This is a genomic window from Xanthobacter aminoxidans, assembly GCF_023571765.1.
GTDB classification, from domain to species: Bacteria; Pseudomonadota; Alphaproteobacteria; order Rhizobiales; family Xanthobacteraceae; genus Xanthobacter; species Xanthobacter aminoxidans.
Map to the genome: position 1 here is coordinate 41,030 of NZ_JAMJXC010000008.1, position 19,619 is coordinate 60,648.

Genomic DNA, 19,619 nt, shown 5'->3' on the forward strand with positions numbered 1-19,619 from the left:
GCGGGGCGGGCCGCGACTGGTACGGGAAATGCTTCGCTCACGCCCCGCTGTCGCGAACCCGCCCAAGATCGTCACGCCGACCATGACCGTCACGCCCGCCCATGAGATTCCCCTTGGCATCCGCCGCAAGGCCATCGCGGTCCACGAGGCCGGACACGCTTTGGTGGCCATCCTGCTCAAGCGGGACGTGACCGAAGCGCTGCTGCGCCCGCCGGACGGGTTGAGCGGGGAAACGCGGTTCGCCCACGGGGAAAGCGCCCCGCTCGACCTCTCGCAGGAAGCCGACCGGCGCCGGGTGGCCGACGCCATCGTCGTGCTCATGGCCGGGCAGGTCGCGGAGGCGGAATACTGGCGGCGGCACGCCTCGCTCTATTCGCCGAAGGTGAATTCCCATCGCAGCGACGCTGCGGAAGTCCTCACGCTCAAATCCGGCCTCGCCCTCGGCCCGGAGCAGGATGCGCTGTTTACCGGCTACTGCATCGAGAAGGCGAAGAAGCTGGTGCTTGAGGATGCCGCCCAGGCGGCCATCCAGGAAATCGCCATGCGGCTGTCCGAAACCATGTCGATCCTGCGGACGGAGATGGACGAGATCATCACCCGCCACCGGGTGGTGCTGCGACAGCCGTCGAGAGCGCACCGCTACTGACCCGAGGCGCAGGGTCAGAACCACTTGATGCGCTGCACAAATCGCCCCGACCCGATGGTGCGGCGCGCCCGAAAGCGAAAATGCCGTGGGCAAGCCCCGCGCGGCGGGCCTGATCGCGCCCCATCGGTTGCCTTTCCCCTTGAGCCCGGAGCGAGTTTCGCAGACCGTTCAGCGCGCCAGCGAGTCGACGCGCTGGCCTGCATCAGGGCAAGAGGTCTCCATGTCACTACACACCCATGACCCTTCGGACGTGATCGGACGCGCCTGGGCGGTCAAGGCCAGCGCCGTCCTCGGATGGCTGACGGAGATTCCGGCCGCGGTGCTGGTGGTGGCCGAAATCCTCGTGCTGCTGGCGGGCGTCATCTTCCGCTATGCCCTGCACAAGCCGCTCATCTGGTCGGATGAGCTCGCCTCCATGCTCTTCCTGTGGCTGTCCCTGTTCGGCTCGGTGATCGCGCTCAATCGCGGCGAGCACATGCGCATGACGGCCATCGTCGGCATGATGAAGCCTCGCGCCCGCGCCTTCTTCGACATGATCGCCATCGCCGCCGCCGTGGCCTTCCTGCTGATGATCCTCCACCCGGCCATCGAATATGCGCAGGAGGAAGCCTATGTGGTGATGCCGGCGCTGGAGATTCCCAACACCTGGCGCGCCGCCGCCATTCCGGTGGGCACGGCGCTGATGCTGATGGTGGGGCTGCTGAAGCTCGCCCAGCACGCCACCGGCCGCGACGCGGTCATCGCCATCCTCGTGGTCGCCACCATCGTCGGCGGCTTCTATGCGCTCGGCCCGGTGTTCCGGACGCTGGGCAACTACAATCTCTTGATCTTCTTCCTGTTCGGCGTGGGCGTGATGGTGCTGATGGCGGTGCCCATCGCCTTCTCCTTCGGCCTTGCCACCTTCGCCTACATCTCCCTCTCCACCCACACGCCGAGCATGGTGGTGATCGGCCGCTTCGACGAGGGCATGGGCCACCTGATCCTGCTCGCGGTGCCGCTGTTCGTGTTCCTCGGCCAGCTCATCGAGATGACCGGCATGGCGAAGGCCATGGTCGCCTTCCTCGCGAGCCTGCTCGGCCATGTGCGTGGCGGCCTGCATTATGTGCTGGTGGGCGCCATGTACCTCGTCTCCGGCATCTCCGGCTCGAAGGCGGCGGACATGGCGGCCGTGGCCCCGGTGCTGTTTCCGGAAATGACCAAGCGGGGCGCCAAGCCCGGCGACCTCGTGGCGCTGCTCTCGGCCACCGGCGCGCAGACCGAGACGATCCCGCCCTCCATCGTGCTCATCACCATCGGCTCGGTCACGGGCGTGTCCATCGCCGCTTTGTTCACCGGCGGCCTGCTGCCGGCGCTGGTGCTCGCCATCGCCTTGTGCTCGGTGGTGTGGTGGCGCTATCGCCACGAGGATCTGAGCGGCGTCACCAAGGCGAGCTGGGGCGAGGTCGGGCGCGCCTTCATCATCTCCGTGCCGGCCATCGCCTTGCCCTTCGTCATCCGGGCGGCGGTGATCGAGGGCGTCGCCACCGCCACCGAGGTGTCCACCATCGGCATCGTCTATTCGGTGGTGGCGGGCCTGCTCATCTATCGCCGGTTCGATTTCCGCCGCCTGTTCCCCATGCTGGTGGACACGGCGGCGCTCTCCGGCGCCATCCTGTTCATCATCGGCGCCGCCACCGGCATGGCCTGGGCGCTCACCCAGTCCGGCTTTTCCAACGCCTTGGCGGAGGCCATGCGCGCCCTGCCGGGCGGGTCGGCGAGCTTCCTGGCGGTGTCCATCGTCGCCTTCGTGGTGCTGGGCTCGGTGCTGGAGGGCATTCCCGCCATCGTGCTGTTCGGCCCCCTGCTCTTCCCCATCGCCAAGCAGGTGGGGGTGAACGAGGTGCACTATTCCATGGTGGTCATCCTCGCCATGGGCATGGGCCTGTTCGCGCCGCCCTTCGGCGTCGGCTATTACGCCGCCTGCGCCATCAGCCGCATCAGCCCGGACGCAGGCATGAAGCCCATCGTGGGCTACATGATCGCGCTGCTCATCGGCCTCATCATCGTCGCCGCCGTGCCGTGGATCTCCACCGGCTTCCTGTGACCAGACGGGCTGAGCCACCAACACCCCAAACGCAAACCGGCCGGATCGCAGGGCGATCCGGCCGGTTTTCATGAGAGGCGAGCACGCGCCGATCAAATTGATTCAATTTGATCGGATCGCGCTCTAGGGCGTCAGCCCTTCACCATCGGGCACTTGCCATCGGCCATGGGGCGGAAGGCGTCCTTGGCAGGGATGGTCTCGACGAGGTTGTAATAGTCCCACGGCCCCTTGGACTGGTCCGGCGTCTTCACCTGGAACAGGTACATGTTGTGGATGTGCCGGCCGTCGGCACGCACCTCGCCCTTGCCGAACAGCGGATCGTCGGAGGGCATCTCCTTCATCTTGGCCACCACCTTCTGGCCCTCGGTGGTGTTGGCCGCAGCGGCGGCGCGCAGATAGTGGAGCGCGCCGGAATAGACGCCCGCCTGGTTGGCAGTCGGGCGACGGCCGTTCATCTGCGCCGCGAAGCGGTCGGCATAGGCGCGGGTGCCGTCATTCATGTTCCAGTAGAAGCCTTCGGTGAGGAACAGGCCCTTGGCCACCGGCAGGCCGAGGGAATGCACGTCGGTGACCTGCATCAGCAGCGCGGCGAGGCTCTGCTTCTGGGTGAGGCCGAACTCGGCCGCCGCCTTCACCGAATTGATGGTGTCGCCCACCGCATTAGCGAGGGCCACCACCTGCGCGCCGCTGGCCTGCGCCTGCAGGATGAAGGAGGAGAAGTCCGACGCATTCGGCGGATGGCGGACGGAGCCGAGCACCTTGCCGTCGGGCGACGCCTTCACCACGGCCATGGCGTCGGCCTCCAGCGCATGGCCGAAGGCATAGTCGGCGGTCACGAAGAACCAGGTGTCCTTCTTTGCCTTCAAGAGCGCGGCGGCCGTGCCGTGGGCGAGCGCCCAGGTATCGTAGGTCCAGTGGACGGTGTTGGGCGAGCACTTCTCGCCGGTGAGCAGCGCCGTGCCGGGGCCGGAGGCGATGAAGGCGACGTTGGTGCCGCGCACCACCTCCTGCACCGCCAGCGCCACCGAGGAGAAGGGCACGTCGAGGATGGCATCCACGGTGCCGTCCGCTACCCACTTGCGGGCGGCGGCGGAGCCGACATCCGGCTTGTTCTGGTGATCGAGGGATATCACCTCCACCTCGATGCCGGGATGAGCCTTCTTGAAATCCTCCGCGGCCAGGCGCGCCGACACGACGGAGCCGGTACCGGTGGAATCGGCGCCGTTTCCGTTCAGGTCGGTGAGCACGCCGAGGCGGATCTTGTTGCCGGGGATTTCCGCGCGGGCGGGCGTCGGCGCGGCGAAATGCGCCGCGGCGAGGAATGCGGCGCCCGCGACGAGCGCGAGCCGGGTTTTCCTGAGCATGGTTTTCTCCCTGTGTGTTCTTCTGGCTGTTCTTGAAACCCGCGCGGTCAGTTGCCGCGCACCTCTTCGAGCACCTTCTGCGCCACGTCCATGCGCACGCTGGCCCGCTCCACGAGCAGGCGGGCCACGCGGTCGATCTCCTCGCCCACGGCACCGGCCATCATGGCAATGTTCTGGGCATGAAGGGCCATGTGGCCCTTCTGGATGCCGGTGGTGGCGAGCGCCTTGAGCGCCGAGAAATTCTGCGCCAGCCCCACCGCCGCTATGATGCGCGCCAGCCGCTCGGCGGTGGAGACGCCGAGGATGGCGAGGCACGCGCGTGCCGTGGGATGCACCTTCGTCGCGCCGCCGATGAGACCCACCGCCAGCGGCAACTCGATGGAGGCGGAAAGGTTGCCGTCCTTGTCCACCTCATAGGTGGTGAGCGACGAATAGCGGCCCGAGCGGGCGGCGTAGGCATGGGCGCCTGCCTCCACCGCGCGGGTGTCGTTGCCGGTGGCGAGCACCACGGCGGAGATGCCGTTCATGATGCCCTTGTTGTGGGTGGCGGCGCGGTAGGGATCGGCGGCCGCGAACTCATAGGCGGAAACAATGCCGTCGCGCACCGCCTCGCCACCGATGTCGGCCGCCTTCCACACCGCCCGGGCGCGGGCAAGGCGACGGTCGGCGAGGTTGGAGAGGATGCGCAGATAGACCCGCCCGCCGCTCCACGCCGCGATGGACGGCGCGAGCTTCTCCGCCATGGTGTTCACCGCGTTGGCGCCCATGGCGTCGCGCGTGTCGACGATGAGATGGGTGACGACCATGGTGCCCGACGGCGTGTCGAGGAGGCGCACCTCAAGATCGCGGAAGCCGCCGCCCAGCGACACCAGCACCGGGTCGCAGGCATCGCACGCGGCCTTGATCTCGTCGCGCTTCTCCAAGATGCGGATGCGCGCGCCGGCCGGGTCCGCCACGTCCACCGCCTGCACCTGCGCGATCATCAGATTGCCGGAGACCGAGGTGAAGAAGCCCGTTTCGTAAACCTGCTTCGCCGCATTGCAGACGGCGGCGACCACGGAGGATTCCTCCGTCGCCATGGGGACCAGCACGTCCTCGCCATCGATCTTCATGTTGGTGGCGACGCCCACCGGAATGTTCATGGTGCCGATGACGTTCTCGATCAGCTTGTCGGCGAGCACCGGATCGAGATTGCCCATGTTGGCGAGGTGCGCGACCTGCGCCTCGTCCAGCCCGGCGAAGCCGGCGACGAGATCGAGCCGGTCGCGCGGGCTCAGCTTGTGGAAGCCGGCAATGCGGGAGGAGCGGTTGGAGCCGGCGGCGCTGGTCATCTTGGGGCCTTCCTGTGGTCGCGCGACATCGCCGGGTGGCGGACGCGAGGCAGGCGCGAAGGCAAGCCCGCCGCACCCTTTTCGGGTGGCGCGGTTCCGGCGTTCCGTCCCTGTCTCTTGTCAGCCGCGCGTGGCGTGCCTGTTGGGGCGGACTTTCCGCTGCGGGGAGGGGTACGGCAAGGAACACTTTGCGTTGGAAACGATGCAGCCGTACCCTTCAATTTATGGGTACGATCGAGCAGCTTATTGAGGACGACGAGAGCCTGACGCGGGTGGACGCGGTGGTCCGCCTCCTGTCGCGCCGCATCGATGCCGGCCAGTTGCGGCCGGGGGAGAAGCTCCCCTCCATCCGCGCCGCGTTCGCGGCCTATGGCGTCTCGCGCAACACGCTGGTGGAGGCCTATGAGCGGCTCGCCGCCTCCGGCCGCATCGAGGCGCGGCCGGGCTCCGGCTTCTATGTGATGCGCACCCGCGCCGCGCCGGTGCGTCCGCCCGCCCCGCCCGCCGTCATCGAGGCGGTGGACAGCGTGTGGCTGCTGCGCGAGCAGCTGGAGCAGCATTACGACGTGCGCGTGGGCGACGGGCGCCCGCCCCCTTCATGGATGGAAGGCTCGGAGGTGGGGCGCTATCTCAAGCCCATCAACCGCCCCGGCCGCCGCCCCTTTCCGGCGAGCTATGGCAGCCCCTTCGGCTTCCCCCTGTTGCGCGAGGCCATCGCCGCCCTCCTCGCCGAGCGGGCCATCGCCGCCGATCCCGCGCGGGTGCTGCTGACGCAGGGCGCCAACCACGCGCTGGACCTGATCGTGCGCATGCTGGTGGAACCGGGCGAGACGGTGCTGGTGGATTCGCCCGGCTATTATCCCCTCTTCGGCAAGCTGCGCCTCGCCAAGGCGCGCACCCTCGGCGTCCGTCGCACGGCCGAGGGGCCGGACGTGGCGGACCTCGCCGAGAAGGCGGCGCAGTCCGGCGCCAAGCTGTTCTTCACCCAGTCGCTGGCTCACAACCCCACCGGCTCGTCCCTGACGCCGGCGGTGGCCTACCGGCTGTTACAGGTGGCCACCCGCTATGGCCTGCTGGTGGTGGAGAGCGACCCGTTCGCGGACATCCTGCCCGCCTCCCACCCGCGCCTCGCCTCGCTGGACCAGCTGGAGCGGGTGATCCATGTGGGCACCTTCGCAAAGACCCTCTCGGCAAGCCTGCGCTGCGGCTATGTGGTGGCCTCCGCCGATCTCATCGAGCGGCTCGGGGCGCTCAAGATGGTGACGAGCGTGAACTCCTCCGGCTATGTGGAGCGCATCGTCCACGATCTCATCACATCCGGCCAGTATCGCCGCCATCTCAAGCGCTTGCGCGGCCGCGTCTCGGCGGCGACCGATCAGGCGCAGGCGACGCTAGGCCGCCTCGGCCTGCCCATCTTCGGCCCACCGGGCGGCGGCTTCTATCTCTGGTGTGAATTGCCGGAGGGGCTGGACGACAGCGCCCTCTCCCGCCGCGCCGCCGAGCGCGGTATCCTGCTGGCACCGGGCGCGGTGTTTCATCCCGATAGCGAGCCCCGCAGGCCGTCGCTGCGGATCAACGTGGCCTATGCGGACGATCCGCGCTTCGAGAAGTTCATGGGCGAAATCCTCGCCGGGTCCTGATTTCAGTCGAAGCCGTAGAGCGCGGCGGGATTGTCGATGAAGATGCGGCGGCGGGTGTCCGCATCGGCGCGGTCGAGGCCGAGCAGGAGAGCGGGATCGCGGTCGTCGGGCATTGCCTCGAACAGCTCCGTGTGCGGCCAATCGCTGGCCCAGAGCAGCCGGTCGGTGCGACAGGCGAGGAGGGCCGCCACATAGGGCGCGAGCGCCGCATAGCCATCCGGCCCCCGATGGCACAGGCGGTAGGGCGCGGAAAACTTCACCCAGAGATTGCCTTCGGCAACAAGCTCCAGCAGCTCGCCGAAAGGGCCCCCCTCCAGCGGCAGGCCGGGGGCGAGGAAGCCCATGTGGTCCAGCACCACCGGCACCGGGCAGGCCCGCACGATGGGCGCGAGGCGGAAGCCTTCGCCGATCACCGCCTGAAGCTGGATATGCCAGCCGAACGCCCCGATCCGCGCGGCGAGGCACGCCAGATCTTCCAGCGACAGCCCGCCAGGGTTGCGTCGGTTGATGCGGATGCCGCGCACGCCCAGACCGTGGAGCCCCGCAAGCTCGGCATCGCTCACCTCCGGCGCCGCCACGACCACGCCGCGCAGGTGTTCGGGGTCACGCCGCAGCGTATCCAACAGGGCCGAATTGTCCGTACCGTAGACGCTCGGCTGCACCAGCACAGCGCGATCGATACCCAGCGCCGCCATCACCGGCCGGTAGGCATCGAACGTCACCGGCTGCGGCGTGTAGTTGCGCCCGGCGACCAGCGGATAGCGCGCGGGCGGGCCAAACACGTGCATGTGCGTGTCGCACGTGCCGGGCGGCAGCACGCGCGCGGCCGGCGCCTCCGTGAAGGGGCGCGGCGGCAGGCAGAGCGGGGCGTCGGCACTCATGCGCTCCCCCTCAGCGCGGGACCATGAAGTCGAAATCGCAGCCCTCGTCGGCCTGCAGCACGGTCTGCTGGAACAGCCGGGCATAGCCGCGCTCCGGCAGCGGCCGTTCGGGCACGTCCGCGAGGATGGCGCGGCGGCGGGCGAGTTCGTCTTCCGCCACCAGAAGGTCGATGCGCCGGCCTTCCACGTCGAGGCGGATCATGTCGCCGCTCTCAACCAGCGCCAGCGGCCCGCCCACCGCCGATTCCGGCGTGATGTGTAGCACGATGGTGCCGAAGGCCGTACCGCTCATGCGGGCATCGGAGATGCGCACCATGTCCTTCACGCCCTGCCGCCCGAGCTTCTTCGGGATGGGCAGATAGCCCGCCTCCGGCATGCCGGGCGCGCCCTTGGGGCCGGTGTTGCGCAGCACCAGCACGTCGTCGGCGGTGACGTCGAGGTCGGGATCGTCGATGCGCGCGGCCATGTCGGCCACCGAATCGAACACCACCGCGCGGCCGGTGTGCTGCAACAATCGATCGCTTGCGGCCGCCTGCTTGAGCACGGCGCCGCCTGGCGCGAGATTTCCCCGCAGCACGACCATGGAGCCCTGCGCCTTGATGGGATGGGAGCGCGGCCGGATGACATCCTGTCCGGGCACCTCCTCGGCGTTCGCGACCACCTCGCGCAGGGTGCGGCCGCCCACGGTCGGTGCATCGAGGTCAACGAGGTCGCCGAGCTGCTTCAGCAGCTTGGGCACGCCGCCGGCGTGGTGGAAGTGCTCCATGTAGTGGGCGCCGGAGGGCTTGAGATCCACCAGCACCGGCACGTCGCGGCCGATGGCATCCAGCGTCTCCAGCTCCAGCCGCACGCCGGCGCGGTTGGCGATGGCGGTGAGGTGGATGATGCCGTTGGTCGAGCCGCCGATGGCCTGCATCACCACCAGCGCATTGTGGAAGGCGGCGGGGGTGAGCAGTTCGCTCGGCTTCGGCCCGCCCTCCACCGCGAGGCGCGCGGCGACCTTGCCGCTCTGTTCCGCCAGCCGCACCCGCTCGGCATGGGGCGCGGGGATGGATGCGCTCATGGGCAAAGAGAGGCCGAGCGTTTCGGTGATGCAGGCCATGGTCGAGGCGGTGCCCATGACCATGCAAGTACCCACCGAAGGCGCGAGGCGACCGTTCACCGTATCGATCTCGACCTCGTCGATCTCACCGGCGCGGTGCGCGCTCCACAGTCGCCGGCAATCGGTGCAGGCGCCCAGCACCTCGCCACGATGATGGCCGACCACCATGGGGCCGACCGGGACCACAACGGTGGGCAAATCCACGCTCGCCGCGGCCATGATCTGCGCCGGCAGGGTCTTGTCGCAGCCGCCGATCACCACCACCGCGTCCATGGGCTGGGCGCGGATCATCTCCTCCGTGTCCATGGCCATCAGGTTGCGCAGGAACATGGAGGTGGGGTGGGCGAAGCTCTCGTGGATGGAGATGGTGGGAAACACCATGGGCATGGCCCCGGCCAGCATCACCCCGCGCTTCACCGCCTCGATAAGCTGGGGCGCGTTGCCGTGGCAGGGGTTGTAATCGCTGTAGGTGTTGGTGATGCCGACGATGGGCCGGTCCAGCGCGTCGTCCGAATAGCCCATGGCCTTGATGAAGGCCTTGCGCAGGAACAGCGCGAACCCGTCGTCACCGTAGCTCGTCAATCCTTTTCGCAGTCCCCGCGCCATCCTCGCCTTCCCCGTGCCGATCATCGCCGACCTGAAGGCGGAGAATTTCCCCACCTGATCTGATTGTCAATAATATATGCCCACAGACGCGACATAAGACGAAAAATGCGCCGTCATTCGGAATCATTATTGACAATAATCCAACCTCCGCCCAGTCTCCCCGCAAACCCCGGGCATAACGGGACTAAGCGGGAGGAACGCGGATGACGAGCATTCGAGGCGTTGGAAAAGCTTCGGGGTGGGGATTGGGGCGAGGCCTGTGCGCGGCGGTTGCCGTTGCCGCGGCGATGGGCGGGGGCCACGCCTTCGCGCAGACCGAAATCACCATGTGGAGCAACTGGCCCGACGAGCCCGCCAAGAAGGAATGGGTGACGGCCCGGGTGAAGGACTTCGAGGCCGCCAACAAGCAGTGCACGGTGAAGCTCAGCTTCATCCCGAAGGCCGACATATACACCCAGGCGAAGTCCGCCGTGCGCACCGGGCAGGCCCCGGACATCTTCTACATGGAGCCCGACCAGCCGGAATTCCTCGCCGGCGGCTTCCTCGAGCCCCTCGACGGCTACATCGACCTCAACGGCCTCGAAGACTGGGCCAAGCCCGCCTGGACCTCCAAGGGCAAGGTCTATGGCGTGCCGGTGGAGGCCTATACGGTCGAGCTCTACTACAACAAGGATCTGGTGAAGAAGGTGGGCGTGGACGTGCCGGCCTCCTTCCAGCTCACGCAGGCGCAGTTCACCGATCTGGTGAAGAAGGGCGTCGCCGCCGGCATCACGCCGGTGTCGCAGGGCGTGGGCGACCGGCCCTTCCCCGGCGGCCAGCTGCTGTTTGAATCGCTGCTGCGCAAGCTCGGCCCGGACGACTACAAGAAGCTTCTGAACGGCGAACTCTCCTTCAAGGATCCGCGCGTGCAGGAGGTGATGACCTGGGTGAAGGAGCTGGTGGATGCCGGCGCTTATCCCAAGAGCTTCTCCACCCTGAAGCTCGGCGAATCCCACTTCTACTTCTACAATTCTCCGGGCTCCCTCACCTTCCCCGACCCCAGCTGGTTCACCGGCCGCGCCTTCGCCGCGCCGGAGAAAGGCGGCATGCCGGCGAACTTCCCGCTCGGCATTATGAAGTTCCCCGCCATGGACAAGGGCGCCTGCCCGAACTGCAAGACGCTGGCGGTGGCTGGCAGCTTCGTCATGTATTCCAAGGGCAAGAACAAGGATTGTGCCGGCGCGCTGCTGAAATCCATGGCCAATGCCGAGAACGGCACCAAGTGGATCAGCGAGGTGTCGCTGCAGAGCGGGCTCAAGTCCGATCCGGCGAAGATCGTCAGCCCGCACAAGGCCTATTTCGACGAGCTGAACGCCCGCAACAAGGACGTGACCTACTTCTTCGGCACGCCCCTGCTCTACTACCGGGCCAAGTGCGCCGAGACCTATATCCAGGTCATGAACAACGCCTTCCCCGCCGGCCTCATCAGCGTTGCGGATGCGGCGGAGAAGATGGACGCCGCCTGCCTGAAGAAGTGAGCGATGCCCGACGCCATTTCCCTTCGAACCGCGGCCAAGAGCGGGGAGGCGAAAGCCTCCTCGCGGGCCACCCTCGCCGACCCCAGGCGCGCCACGCGGCTGGTCCTCGCCATCTTTCTCGGGCCGGCTTTGCTGGTCTATTGCGGGCTCACGGCCTATCCGGCCTTCCGCACCATCTTTGACAGCTTCTTCACCATCGAGGGGATGGACGCGACCTTCGTCGGCCTCGCGAACTATCGCGAGCTGATGGGCGACGAGACCTTCTGGGTCGCCGTGCGCAACACCTTCATCTGGTCCTTCGTCGCACCCGTCATCGATGTGGCCACCGGCCTCCTCCTCGCCCTCGCGCTCTATGCCGGCGTGCCATTCGCGCGCTTCCTGCGCGTCGCCTGGTTCACGCCGGTGCTGCTCTCTTACGTGGTCGTCGCGATCCTGTGGATGTGGATCTACAATTACGACTGGGGTGTGCTGAACGTGATGCTGCGGGCCGTGGGCCTCGGCGATCTCGCCTCCTCCTGGCTCGGCGATCCCAACCTCGCCCTCGCCGCCGTCATCGTCACCCATGCGTGGAAGTGGGCCGGCTTCAACATGGTGGTGTGCCTCGCCGCCATCCATTCGCTGCCGAAGGAAGTGCTGGAAGCCTCCGACCTCGACAATTGCGGCTGGGGCGCGAAGCTGCGCTACATCATCATCCCCATGCTGCGGCCGACGCTGCTGTCGCTCTACATCCTGTCGTTCATCGGCAAGATGAAGGTGTTCGACCTCGTCTGGATCATGACCCAGGGCGGGCCTCTGTGGGCGACGGAGACGGTCTCCACCTACGTCTACAAGCGCGCCTTCAACTGGAACACTTTCGACCTCGGCTATCCCTCCACCATCGCCACCGTGTGGTTCCTGGTGGTGTGCGCCGCGGTCATCATCCTCAACCGCGTGCTCGGCTCGCGCGAGCGGCTGGAGTATTGAGATGGCCGCAACCCTCGCCGCCGCCTCCGGCCGCGCGCCGCTGCCGCGCCTGTTCTCGCGGGGCATCCTCGCGCTGGTGCTGGGCGTCTACACCATCTACCAGCTCGGCCCGTTCCTGTGGCTCGCCACCATGTCGGTGCGCACCACGGCGGAGATCAGCGCCGATCCCTATGCCTGGCCGAGCCCCCTGCACCTCGACCAGTTCCGCACCGCCTGGGTGGATTCCGATTTCGCTACCTACTTCTGGAACTCCACCCTGGTGGTGGTGGGCGCGGTGGCGGTGCTCACCTTCATCGGTGCGGCGGCTGCCCATGCCCTCGCGCGCTATCGCTTCCGCGGCAACCGGATCATCTACGGCATCCTGTTCTCGTCCATCATCTTCCCACCGCAGATCACCCTGATCTCGCTGTACCAGATCCTGGTGGACTACAATCTCTACAACAGCCTGTTCGGGCTGGCGCTGGTCTATATCTCGCTCCAGCTGCCGTTGACCGTGTATCTCTTGGAAGGCTTCTTCGCCCGCATCCCGCAGGATTTGTTCGACGCCGCCAAGATGGACGGATATGGCGACCTCGAAATCTTCTGGCGCATCGTTCTGCCGGTGGGCATGCCGGCCATCGCCACCACGCTGATCCTGAACTTCATCCAGCTCTGGAACGAGTTCCTGTTCGCCGTGGTGCTCATCACCGATCCCGAGAAGCGCACCCTGCCCATCGGCATCCGCGCCTTCATGGGCGATCATTTCCAGGACATCGGCATGATCGCCACCGGCGTCATGATCTCGGTCATCCCGGTCATCATCGTCTACGTCTTCTTCTCCGAAAAGCTGATCCGCGGCATGACCGCCGGCGCGATCAAGTGAGGCTGAATCCAGTGAGGCTGCCATGGCAGTGGTGAAACTCGACAAGATCGTGAAGCGCTACGGCGGCGGCGGGCCCGTCGTGGTGGAAGACGTGGACCTCACCATCGACGACGGCGAGTTCATGGTGCTGCTCGGCCCCTCGGGCTGCGGCAAGTCCACCACCCTGCGCATGATTGCGGGGCTGGAGACCATCTCCGGCGGCACCCTCTCCATCGACGGGCGGGTGGTGAACGACGTGCCGGCCAAGGACCGGGACATCGCCATGGTGTTCCAGTCCTACGCGCTCTATCCGCACATGAGCGTTGCCGACAACCTCGCCTTCGGCCTGCGCCGCCGTTCTATTCCCAATGCCGAGATCGAGCGGCGGGTGAAGGAGGTGGCGGCGCTCCTCGGCCTCGCACCGCTGCTGACGCGCAAACCCAGCGCCCTCTCCGGCGGCCAGCGCCAGCGCGTGGCGCTGGGTCGGGCCATGGTGCGCGAACCGCAGGTGTTCCTGTTCGACGAGCCCCTCTCGAACCTTGACGCGGCGCTGCGCGTCAACACCCGCAGCGAGATCATCAAGCAGCACCACCGCCTCGGCTCCACCATGATCTACGTCACCCACGATCAGGTGGAGGCGATGACCATGGGCACCCGCATCTGCGTGATGAACGCCGGCAAGGTGGCGCAGATCGGCGCGCCACTGGACGTGTATTGGCAGCCGGCCAACACCTTCGTCGCCCGATTCCTCGGCTCGCCGCCCATGAACCTCATGGACGCGACGCTCGCAGCCGCCACCCGCCGCGCCGCGAGCCCGGCGCTCGATGCGCCGCTCGCCCGCTGGAGCGACGGCGTGCTTCAGGCGCGGGACGGCCGCAAGGTGACGCTCGGCGTGCGCGCCGAAGACATGGCGATCGATCACGCCTCCCTCGACGGCGCACCGGGCGGGCGCGTCACCGGCCGCACCATCGCGGTGGAGCCGCTGGGCGCGGAGACGCTGCTGCTGCTGGAGCTGCCCGGCGGCGGCGAGATCACCGCCCGCCTGCCCCGCCACGTCACCGCGACGCCCGATCAGGAGGTGGTGCTCTTCTTCCGGGCCGACGCCGCCTATCTGTTCGACGCGGAGACGGGCGACGCCATCGCCCCGCTGGAAACCGGCGCCGCCGCCGTTCGCGCCGCCGTGCAGCGGAGGACGCACTGATGGCCACGCCGCTCCGCGTCGGGCTCATCGGCGCCGGCTGGGTCACCCAGCATCACCTGAAGGGCTGGGCGGCTCTGGGCGAGGCCGCCAAGGTGGTGGCCATTGCCGATCCCTCGGCCGAACGCGCGGCCGAGCGGGCGCATGCTTTCGGCATCCCCGCCGTCTTCACCGGCGCCGAGGCAATGCTGGCGGCCGGCGGCCTTGATGCGGTGGACATCGCCGCCCCCCGCGCCGTTCATGCCGAGCTCGCCCGCCTCGCGGCGCGCCACGGCCTGCCCATCCTGTGCCAGAAGCCCCTCGCCCCGACCCTGCCCGAAGCGGAGCAACTGGTGGCGGACATCGGCGGTCGGGTGCGGCTGATGGTGCATGAGAACTGGCGTTTCCGCGCCTATTACCGGCAGGCGGCCGAATGGCTCCGCGCCGGGCGCATCGGCGCGGTCAAGGCCGCCCACCTCTCCCTCGTCACATCAGGCACGGTGCCGGATGCGGAGGGGCGCTTCCAGGCGCTGGAGCGCCAGCCCTTCATGCGCGAGGAACGGCGCATGCTTGTGGCGGAAGTGCTGATCCATCACCTCGACACCCTGCGCATGCTGCTCGGCCCGCTGAAGGTGGAGGCCGCCGCCCTCAGCCGCACCTGCAATGCCATGGCGGGCGAGGACGGCGCCGTCATCCAGCTCTCCACCGCGCACGGCGCCGGCGTCTCCATCTTCGCGAGCTTTGCGGCCTATGGCGTGCCGGCGCAGCAGGCGGACCGGCTGACCATTCTCGGCGACGCCGCCACGCTGCGGCTCGACGGCTCCACCCTCTCCCTCGCCGGCCCCGAGCCGGAGCGGCTGGACTATGATCCCGAGGCGACCTATCTCGGCTCCTATGCCGCGACGATCGCCCATTTCGTCGCGTGCCTTGCGAGCGGTACGCCTTTCGAGACGTCGCCGCAGGACAATCTGGAGACCTTGCGGCTGGTGGAAGACTGCTACAGGCTTTCCGGATTCGAGACGGCGAACAGGAGCGCCGCATGAGCGAAGCGTCCCTTCCCGCATCGCGGGCCGACGAGCAGGCCGAGGTGCAGCGTCGGCTGGAGGATGACATCATCTTCGGCCGTTTCGCGCCCGGCTCCCGGCTGGTGGAAGACACGCTGATGGCGCGCTACGGCGCCTCACGGCACTACATCCGGCAGGCGCTGGTGCAGCTGGAGCGCACCGGCGTCGTGCGGCGCGAGAAGAATGTGGGCGCCACCGTCTGCTCTTACTCCGCCGAGGAGGTACAGCAGATCTATGCGGTGCGCGAGATGCTCACCCGGCAGGCCGCACTGATGATCCCCCTGCCCGCCCCGCCGGAGCTGATCGTCCGCCTCAAGGAGATCCAGGCCGATTATTGCCGCCATGCCGATGCCGGCAACCTGCGCGGCATCCACGAGACCAATGACCTGTTCCACCTGACCCTGTTCTCGGGCTGCGGAAACCCCTATCTGGTGCGCACGCTGCAGGATTACATGGGCTATACCCTGCCCATGCGCGCCAAGAATCTCGCCGATCACGCCGGGCTCCAGCTCTCCCGCCGCCAGCACGATATCATGATCGAGCTGCTCGGAGGCACGGACAGCTGGGCGCTGGCGCAGCTCTGCGTCGATCACATGCAGTACAGCAAGGCCGACTACCTTGCGCGCACCGCCGGCACGGCGACCTCGGGTCGATTGGCGATCGCCGACTGACCTCCCCCCTGCCGACATGACGAAGGATGGACCATGGATCTCGGACTGAAAGGCAAGACGGCCCTCGTGCTCGGCGCAGGCGGCGGGCTCGGCAGCGCCATCGCGGCGACGCTGGCGGCCGAAGGCGCGAAGGTGGCGCTGGGCGACATCGACCTCGCCGCCGCCGGTGCAGTGGCGGAGTGCATCGCAGCCGTGGGCGGCGAGGCGATGGCGCTCAAGTTCGACCTTTCCGACCTCGCCGGCATCGATGCGCGCATCGCCGAGATCGAGGCGAAGCTCGGCCCGGTGGACGTGCTGGTGAACAACACGGGCGGCCCGCCCCCCACCCCGGCCGCCGGGCAGGACCCGGCGCTGTGGGCCAAGAGCTTCAACGACATGGTGCTCTCGGTGATCGCCATCGCCGACCGGGTGCTGCCCGGCATGCGGGCGCGCAAGTGGGGCCGCATCATCACCTCCACCTCCTCCGGCGTGGTGGCTCCCATTCCGAACCTTGCCATCTCCAACGCGCTGCGCCTGTCGCTGGTGGGCTGGTCCAAGACGCTCTCCCGCGAGGTGGCGCGCGACGGCATCACCGCCAACATCATCCTGCCCGGCCGCATCGCCACCGACCGCATCAAGTTCCTCGACGCCAAGAAGGCCGAGCGCGAGAACCGCACCGTGGAAGAGGTGGCGGCGGAAAGCACGGCCTCCATCCCCGTCGGCCGCTACGGCGACCCGCAGGAATATGCCAACGTGGTGGCCTTCCTCGCCGGCACGCCCTCATCCTATGTCAACGGCTCGGTCATCCGCGTGGATGGCGGCCTCATCGCCAGCATCTGATCGGGTTCATCATGCTTCTCGACGCCAGCGCCTCCGGCCTGTTCCCCATCGCCCCCACCCCGTTCACGCCGGACGGGAAGATCGACGAGGGCTCCCTCGACACCCTGATCGCGCGCTATCTCGCGGCCGGTGCCACCGGCGTGACGGTGCTCGGCATCATGGGCGAGGCGCCCAAGCTGGAGCCGGAGGAATCCCTCGCCATCACCGCGCGCTTCATCGCCGGCTTCGGCCGGCTGCCGGTCATCGTCGGCGTCTCTGCGCCGGGCCTTGCCGCCATGCGCTGGCTGGCGCGCGCCGCCATGGACAAGGGTGCGGCCGGCGTCATGATCGCCCCGCCGCCGAGCCTGCGCACGGACGACCAGATCACCGGCTATTACCGGCAGGCCATCGAGGCCATCGGCGACGATATCCCCTTCGTCATCCAGGATTATCCGCTCACCCTCACCGTGCAGATGACGCCGAAGGTCATCCGCCAGATCGTTGAGGAGAACCCCTCCTGCGTGATGCTGAAGCACGAGGACTGGCCGGGCCTGGAGAAGATCACGGCGCTGCGCGCCTTCCAGAAGGAAGGCTCCATGCGCCCCATCTCCATCCTCACCGGCAATGGCGGCCTGTTCCTCGATTTCGAGATGGAGCGCGGGGCGGACGGCGCCATGACCGGCTACGCCTTCCCCGAGATGCTGGGCGAGGTGGTGAAGCTGCAGAAGGCCGGCGAGCGGGACAAGGCGCATGACCTGTTCGACGCGCACCTGCCGCTCATGCGCTACGAGCAGCAGCAGGGCGTCGGCCTCGCGGTGCGCAAATATGTGATGATGAAGCGCGGCTTCATCGCCTCCGACGCCCAGCGCAAGCCGGGCTCGGCGCTCTCCGCCACCGCGCGGGCGGAAGTGGACTATCTGCTCTCCCGCCTCGCCCGGCACGATCCGCGCGCGGCGATCTGAGCGCCGACGTCTGACGTTCTCGATCGCGGCGGCTCTGGCAGACGGGGCCGCCGCGGTTCGTTTTCAGAGCCCCAATCTACCGCGCCACCCACGTGCCGCTGCCGGCGATCTCCTCCGAAATCCGCCGCCCCGCCTCGATGACCGCGGCGCGGATGGCTGGCGACGCCCCGGCGAGATCCTCGGCCGCGAGCACGAGGCTGACCCCGGCGATGACCTGCTTGTTGACGAGGACCGGCGCCGCGATGCCCGCGCGACCCTCGGCGACCTCCGAGACCGTCTCCACCACGCCGTCGCGGCGGATGGCGCGCACCTCGGCCTTGAAGGCTTTCCAGTCGCCGTGTCCGAGACGGGCGCGGATGGTGTCTTCGTTGTCGAGATAGATGCGCTTCAGCGAGCGGTCATCAAGATGGGCTAGCACCACCTTCGAGGACGCGCCGGCGAAGAGCGGCATGGCCACGCCCCGCTCGTAGGTGGTGATGGGATGGGGCGCGGTGCCGTGCTCCTGATGCACGCACATCACCGTGTCGCGATAGCGCCGGCACAGGATCGCCGTCGCGCGCTGGGTGGTCTGGTCGAGCAGCTCGTGCATAACCCGCGAAGCGATGGGGATCAGCGTGTCCCCCTGCCGCAGCAGCCGGTCATACTCGATGAAGGCGGGGCCGAGCACATAGCCGGCGCCGATGACGGGATCGAGGAAGCCGGCCCGGCAAAGCTCCTGCACGTCGCGATAGGCGGAACTCTGGGACACGCCCGTCTCCTGGGCGATCTCCTCCACCGTCAGCGGCCAGGGGCGTCCGCGAAACAGTCCCATGACCTGAAGAATCCTGCTGGCCAACCTCGCCCTCCCGAAGAATGATACTTTATATCATTCAGTAAGAATTTCGCAAAATTCCTACCTGTTGCGAATTATGCTTGAAGGAGATGGAAAGTTCGAGCACTCTTTCGGCAGATGACGCGCGGCAAGACGCGTCCCCCTTCCGGAGAGAGATGATGAAGCGCGTCCTTCCCCGCCTCGTTGCCGCCGCCCTCGCCCTCAGCCTTCCGCTCGCAGGGGCTCATGCACAGGCGCCCAAGACCGAAGTGAAGCTCGCCGTTCTGGCCCCGAGTGCGCTGTTGTGGCTGCACGCCATCGCCGTGGACAAGGGCTTCTACGACAAGCGGAACATCGCCGTGCGCGAGCTGCGCGCATCGGACAGCCCGGCGCTGCTGCAGGCGGTCGCGTCCGGCAGCGCGGATGCGGGCATCGCCCTCGGCGATCTCGCGGTGCGGGCCATCGACAAGGGCGCCCCGGTCATCATCGCCGGCGCGGTGCTCGACAAGACCATCCTGCGCCTCTACGGCGCCAAGGGCACCGGCTCCATGAAGGATCTCGCCGGCAAGCCGCTCACCGCGGGCGCGGTCAAGGGCGGCACCGCCAACCTCCTGAAGTATCAGCTGAAGCAGGCGGGCGTGGACCCGGCCGGCGCGCAGATGGTGTCCATCGCCAATTCCCGCGACCGCATCATCGCCATGGGCAACGGTCAGGTGGCCGGCGCGCTGCTCATCGCCCCGTTCGACACCCTCGCCGGGCGCGAGGGTGCCGTGCTGCTTGATGTCTATCGCGAGCCCTATGTCCAGACCCCCCTCGTGCTGAACAAGTCCTGGGGTGAAGCGCCCGCCACGCGACCCGCCGCCATCGCGCTGACACAGGCGCTGAAGGAGGCGGCCGCCTTCATCGACAATCCGGCCAACAAGGATGCGGCCATCGACGTGCTCGCCGCCTACACCAAGACGCCGCGCGACGTGGTGGAGGATTCCTACGCCTTCATCGTGAAGGAGCAGAAGGCCATCCCCGCCGATCTCTCCGTCCCCGCGGCCGGCCTTGAAAACCTCTACAAGATCGACGCCGCGGTGGGTGGCGATCCCGCGTCACAGGCCTTCGACCTCAAGCGCTACTACGACCCGAGCTACGTCGCCGGCAAGTGAGCGGAGCG

The 19,619-nt window shown here is 67.8% G+C and carries 17 protein-coding genes; 12 read left to right on the top strand and 5 right to left on the bottom strand.

The window, feature by feature from the left end; all coding sequences use genetic code 11:
- Positions 1-28 precede the first annotated feature (28 nt).
- Together EJ105_RS13790 and EJ105_RS13795 are read left to right on the top strand one after the other, a co-directional pair.
- Positions 29-646, top strand: coding sequence for a hypothetical protein (locus tag EJ105_RS13790; RefSeq protein WP_250166771.1), 618 nt, complete (start codon positions 29-31; stop codon positions 644-646).
- Positions 647-866: 220 nt separating this feature from the next.
- Complete coding sequence (locus EJ105_RS13795; protein ID WP_250166772.1) at positions 867-2,729, top strand: TRAP transporter large permease; 1,863 nt, start codon at positions 867-869, stop codon at positions 2,727-2,729.
- A 131-nt stretch (positions 2,730-2,860) separates the two neighbouring features.
- On the opposite strand, the gene EJ105_RS13800 is transcribed toward EJ105_RS13795, so the two are convergent.
- Both EJ105_RS13800 and EJ105_RS13805 read right to left on the bottom strand, forming a co-directional pair.
- Positions 2,861-4,093, bottom strand: a complete 1,233-nt coding sequence (locus tag EJ105_RS13800; protein WP_250166773.1) for an ABC transporter substrate-binding protein — start codon at positions 4,091-4,093, stop codon at positions 2,861-2,863.
- Between the two features lie 47 nt (positions 4,094-4,140).
- Positions 4,141-5,424 (bottom strand): hydroxymethylglutaryl-CoA reductase, degradative, encoded by a 1,284-nt coding sequence (locus tag EJ105_RS13805; protein WP_250166774.1) that lies wholly within the window; start codon positions 5,422-5,424, stop codon positions 4,141-4,143.
- A gap of 224 nt (positions 5,425-5,648) precedes the next feature.
- On the opposite strand from EJ105_RS13805, the gene EJ105_RS13810 reads away from it, so the two are divergent.
- Positions 5,649-7,064 carry an aminotransferase-like domain-containing protein gene (locus EJ105_RS13810; protein WP_250166775.1) on the top strand — a complete coding sequence of 472 codons (1,416 nt, stop codon included), beginning with the start codon at positions 5,649-5,651 and terminating at the stop codon, positions 7,062-7,064.
- A gap of 2 nt (positions 7,065-7,066) precedes the next feature.
- On the opposite strand, the gene EJ105_RS13815 is transcribed toward EJ105_RS13810, so the two are convergent.
- Together EJ105_RS13815 and EJ105_RS13820 are read right to left on the bottom strand one after the other, a co-directional pair.
- The gene (locus EJ105_RS13815; protein WP_250166776.1) at positions 7,067-7,945 is read right to left on the bottom strand and encodes an amidohydrolase family protein; all 879 of its coding nucleotides are present in this window, start codon (positions 7,943-7,945) and stop codon (positions 7,067-7,069) included.
- Between the two features lie 10 nt (positions 7,946-7,955).
- On the bottom strand, positions 7,956-9,653 hold the full coding sequence (locus EJ105_RS13820; RefSeq protein ID WP_250166777.1) for an IlvD/Edd family dehydratase: 1,698 nt from the start codon (positions 9,651-9,653) through the stop codon (positions 7,956-7,958).
- A 203-nt stretch (positions 9,654-9,856) separates the two neighbouring features.
- Here EJ105_RS13820 and EJ105_RS13825 point away from each other — a divergent pair, with 203 nt between their 5' ends.
- Genes EJ105_RS13825 through EJ105_RS13860 form a run of 8 tightly spaced genes read left to right on the top strand, consistent with a single transcriptional unit; the run spans position 9,857 to position 17,646 of the window.
- Positions 9,857-11,170 (top strand): ABC transporter substrate-binding protein, encoded by a 1,314-nt coding sequence (locus EJ105_RS13825; protein WP_250166778.1) that lies wholly within the window; start codon positions 9,857-9,859, stop codon positions 11,168-11,170.
- Positions 11,171-11,173: 3 nt separating this feature from the next.
- Positions 11,174-12,133, top strand: a complete 960-nt coding sequence (locus EJ105_RS13830; RefSeq protein ID WP_250166779.1) for a carbohydrate ABC transporter permease — start codon at positions 11,174-11,176, stop codon at positions 12,131-12,133.
- Between the two features lies 1 nt (position 12,134).
- On the top strand, positions 12,135-12,995 hold the full coding sequence (locus EJ105_RS13835; RefSeq protein ID WP_250166780.1) for a carbohydrate ABC transporter permease: 861 nt from the start codon (positions 12,135-12,137) through the stop codon (positions 12,993-12,995).
- 22 nt (positions 12,996-13,017) lie between these two features.
- Entirely contained in the window at positions 13,018-14,175 is a 1,158-nt protein-coding gene (locus EJ105_RS13840) for an ABC transporter ATP-binding protein (protein WP_250166781.1), read from the top strand.
- Positions 14,175-15,194 carry a Gfo/Idh/MocA family protein gene (locus EJ105_RS13845; RefSeq protein WP_250166782.1) on the top strand — a complete coding sequence of 340 codons (1,020 nt, stop codon included), beginning with the start codon at positions 14,175-14,177 and terminating at the stop codon, positions 15,192-15,194. The genes EJ105_RS13840 and EJ105_RS13845 overlap by 1 nt, the downstream gene beginning before the upstream one ends.
- Entirely contained in the window at positions 15,191-15,886 is a 696-nt protein-coding gene (locus tag EJ105_RS13850; protein ID WP_250166783.1) for a GntR family transcriptional regulator, read from the top strand. The genes EJ105_RS13845 and EJ105_RS13850 overlap by 4 nt, the downstream gene beginning before the upstream one ends.
- Positions 15,887-15,919: 33 nt before the next feature.
- Complete coding sequence (locus EJ105_RS13855; protein ID WP_250166784.1) at positions 15,920-16,705, top strand: SDR family oxidoreductase; 786 nt, start codon at positions 15,920-15,922, stop codon at positions 16,703-16,705.
- Positions 16,706-16,716: 11 nt separating this feature from the next.
- Positions 16,717-17,646 (top strand): dihydrodipicolinate synthase family protein, encoded by a 930-nt coding sequence (locus EJ105_RS13860; RefSeq protein ID WP_250166785.1) that lies wholly within the window; start codon positions 16,717-16,719, stop codon positions 17,644-17,646.
- Between the two features lie 76 nt (positions 17,647-17,722).
- Here EJ105_RS13860 and EJ105_RS13865 read toward each other — a convergent pair whose 3' ends face one another.
- Positions 17,723-18,481: an IclR family transcriptional regulator gene (locus EJ105_RS13865; protein ID WP_284145451.1), complete on the bottom strand. Its 759-nt coding sequence runs from the start codon at positions 18,479-18,481 to the stop codon at positions 17,723-17,725.
- 155 nt (positions 18,482-18,636) lie between these two features.
- On the opposite strand from EJ105_RS13865, the gene EJ105_RS13870 reads away from it, so the two are divergent.
- Positions 18,637-19,611, top strand: a complete 975-nt coding sequence (locus EJ105_RS13870) for an ABC transporter substrate-binding protein (protein WP_250166787.1) — start codon at positions 18,637-18,639, stop codon at positions 19,609-19,611.
- Positions 19,612-19,619: the final 8 nt, after the last annotated feature.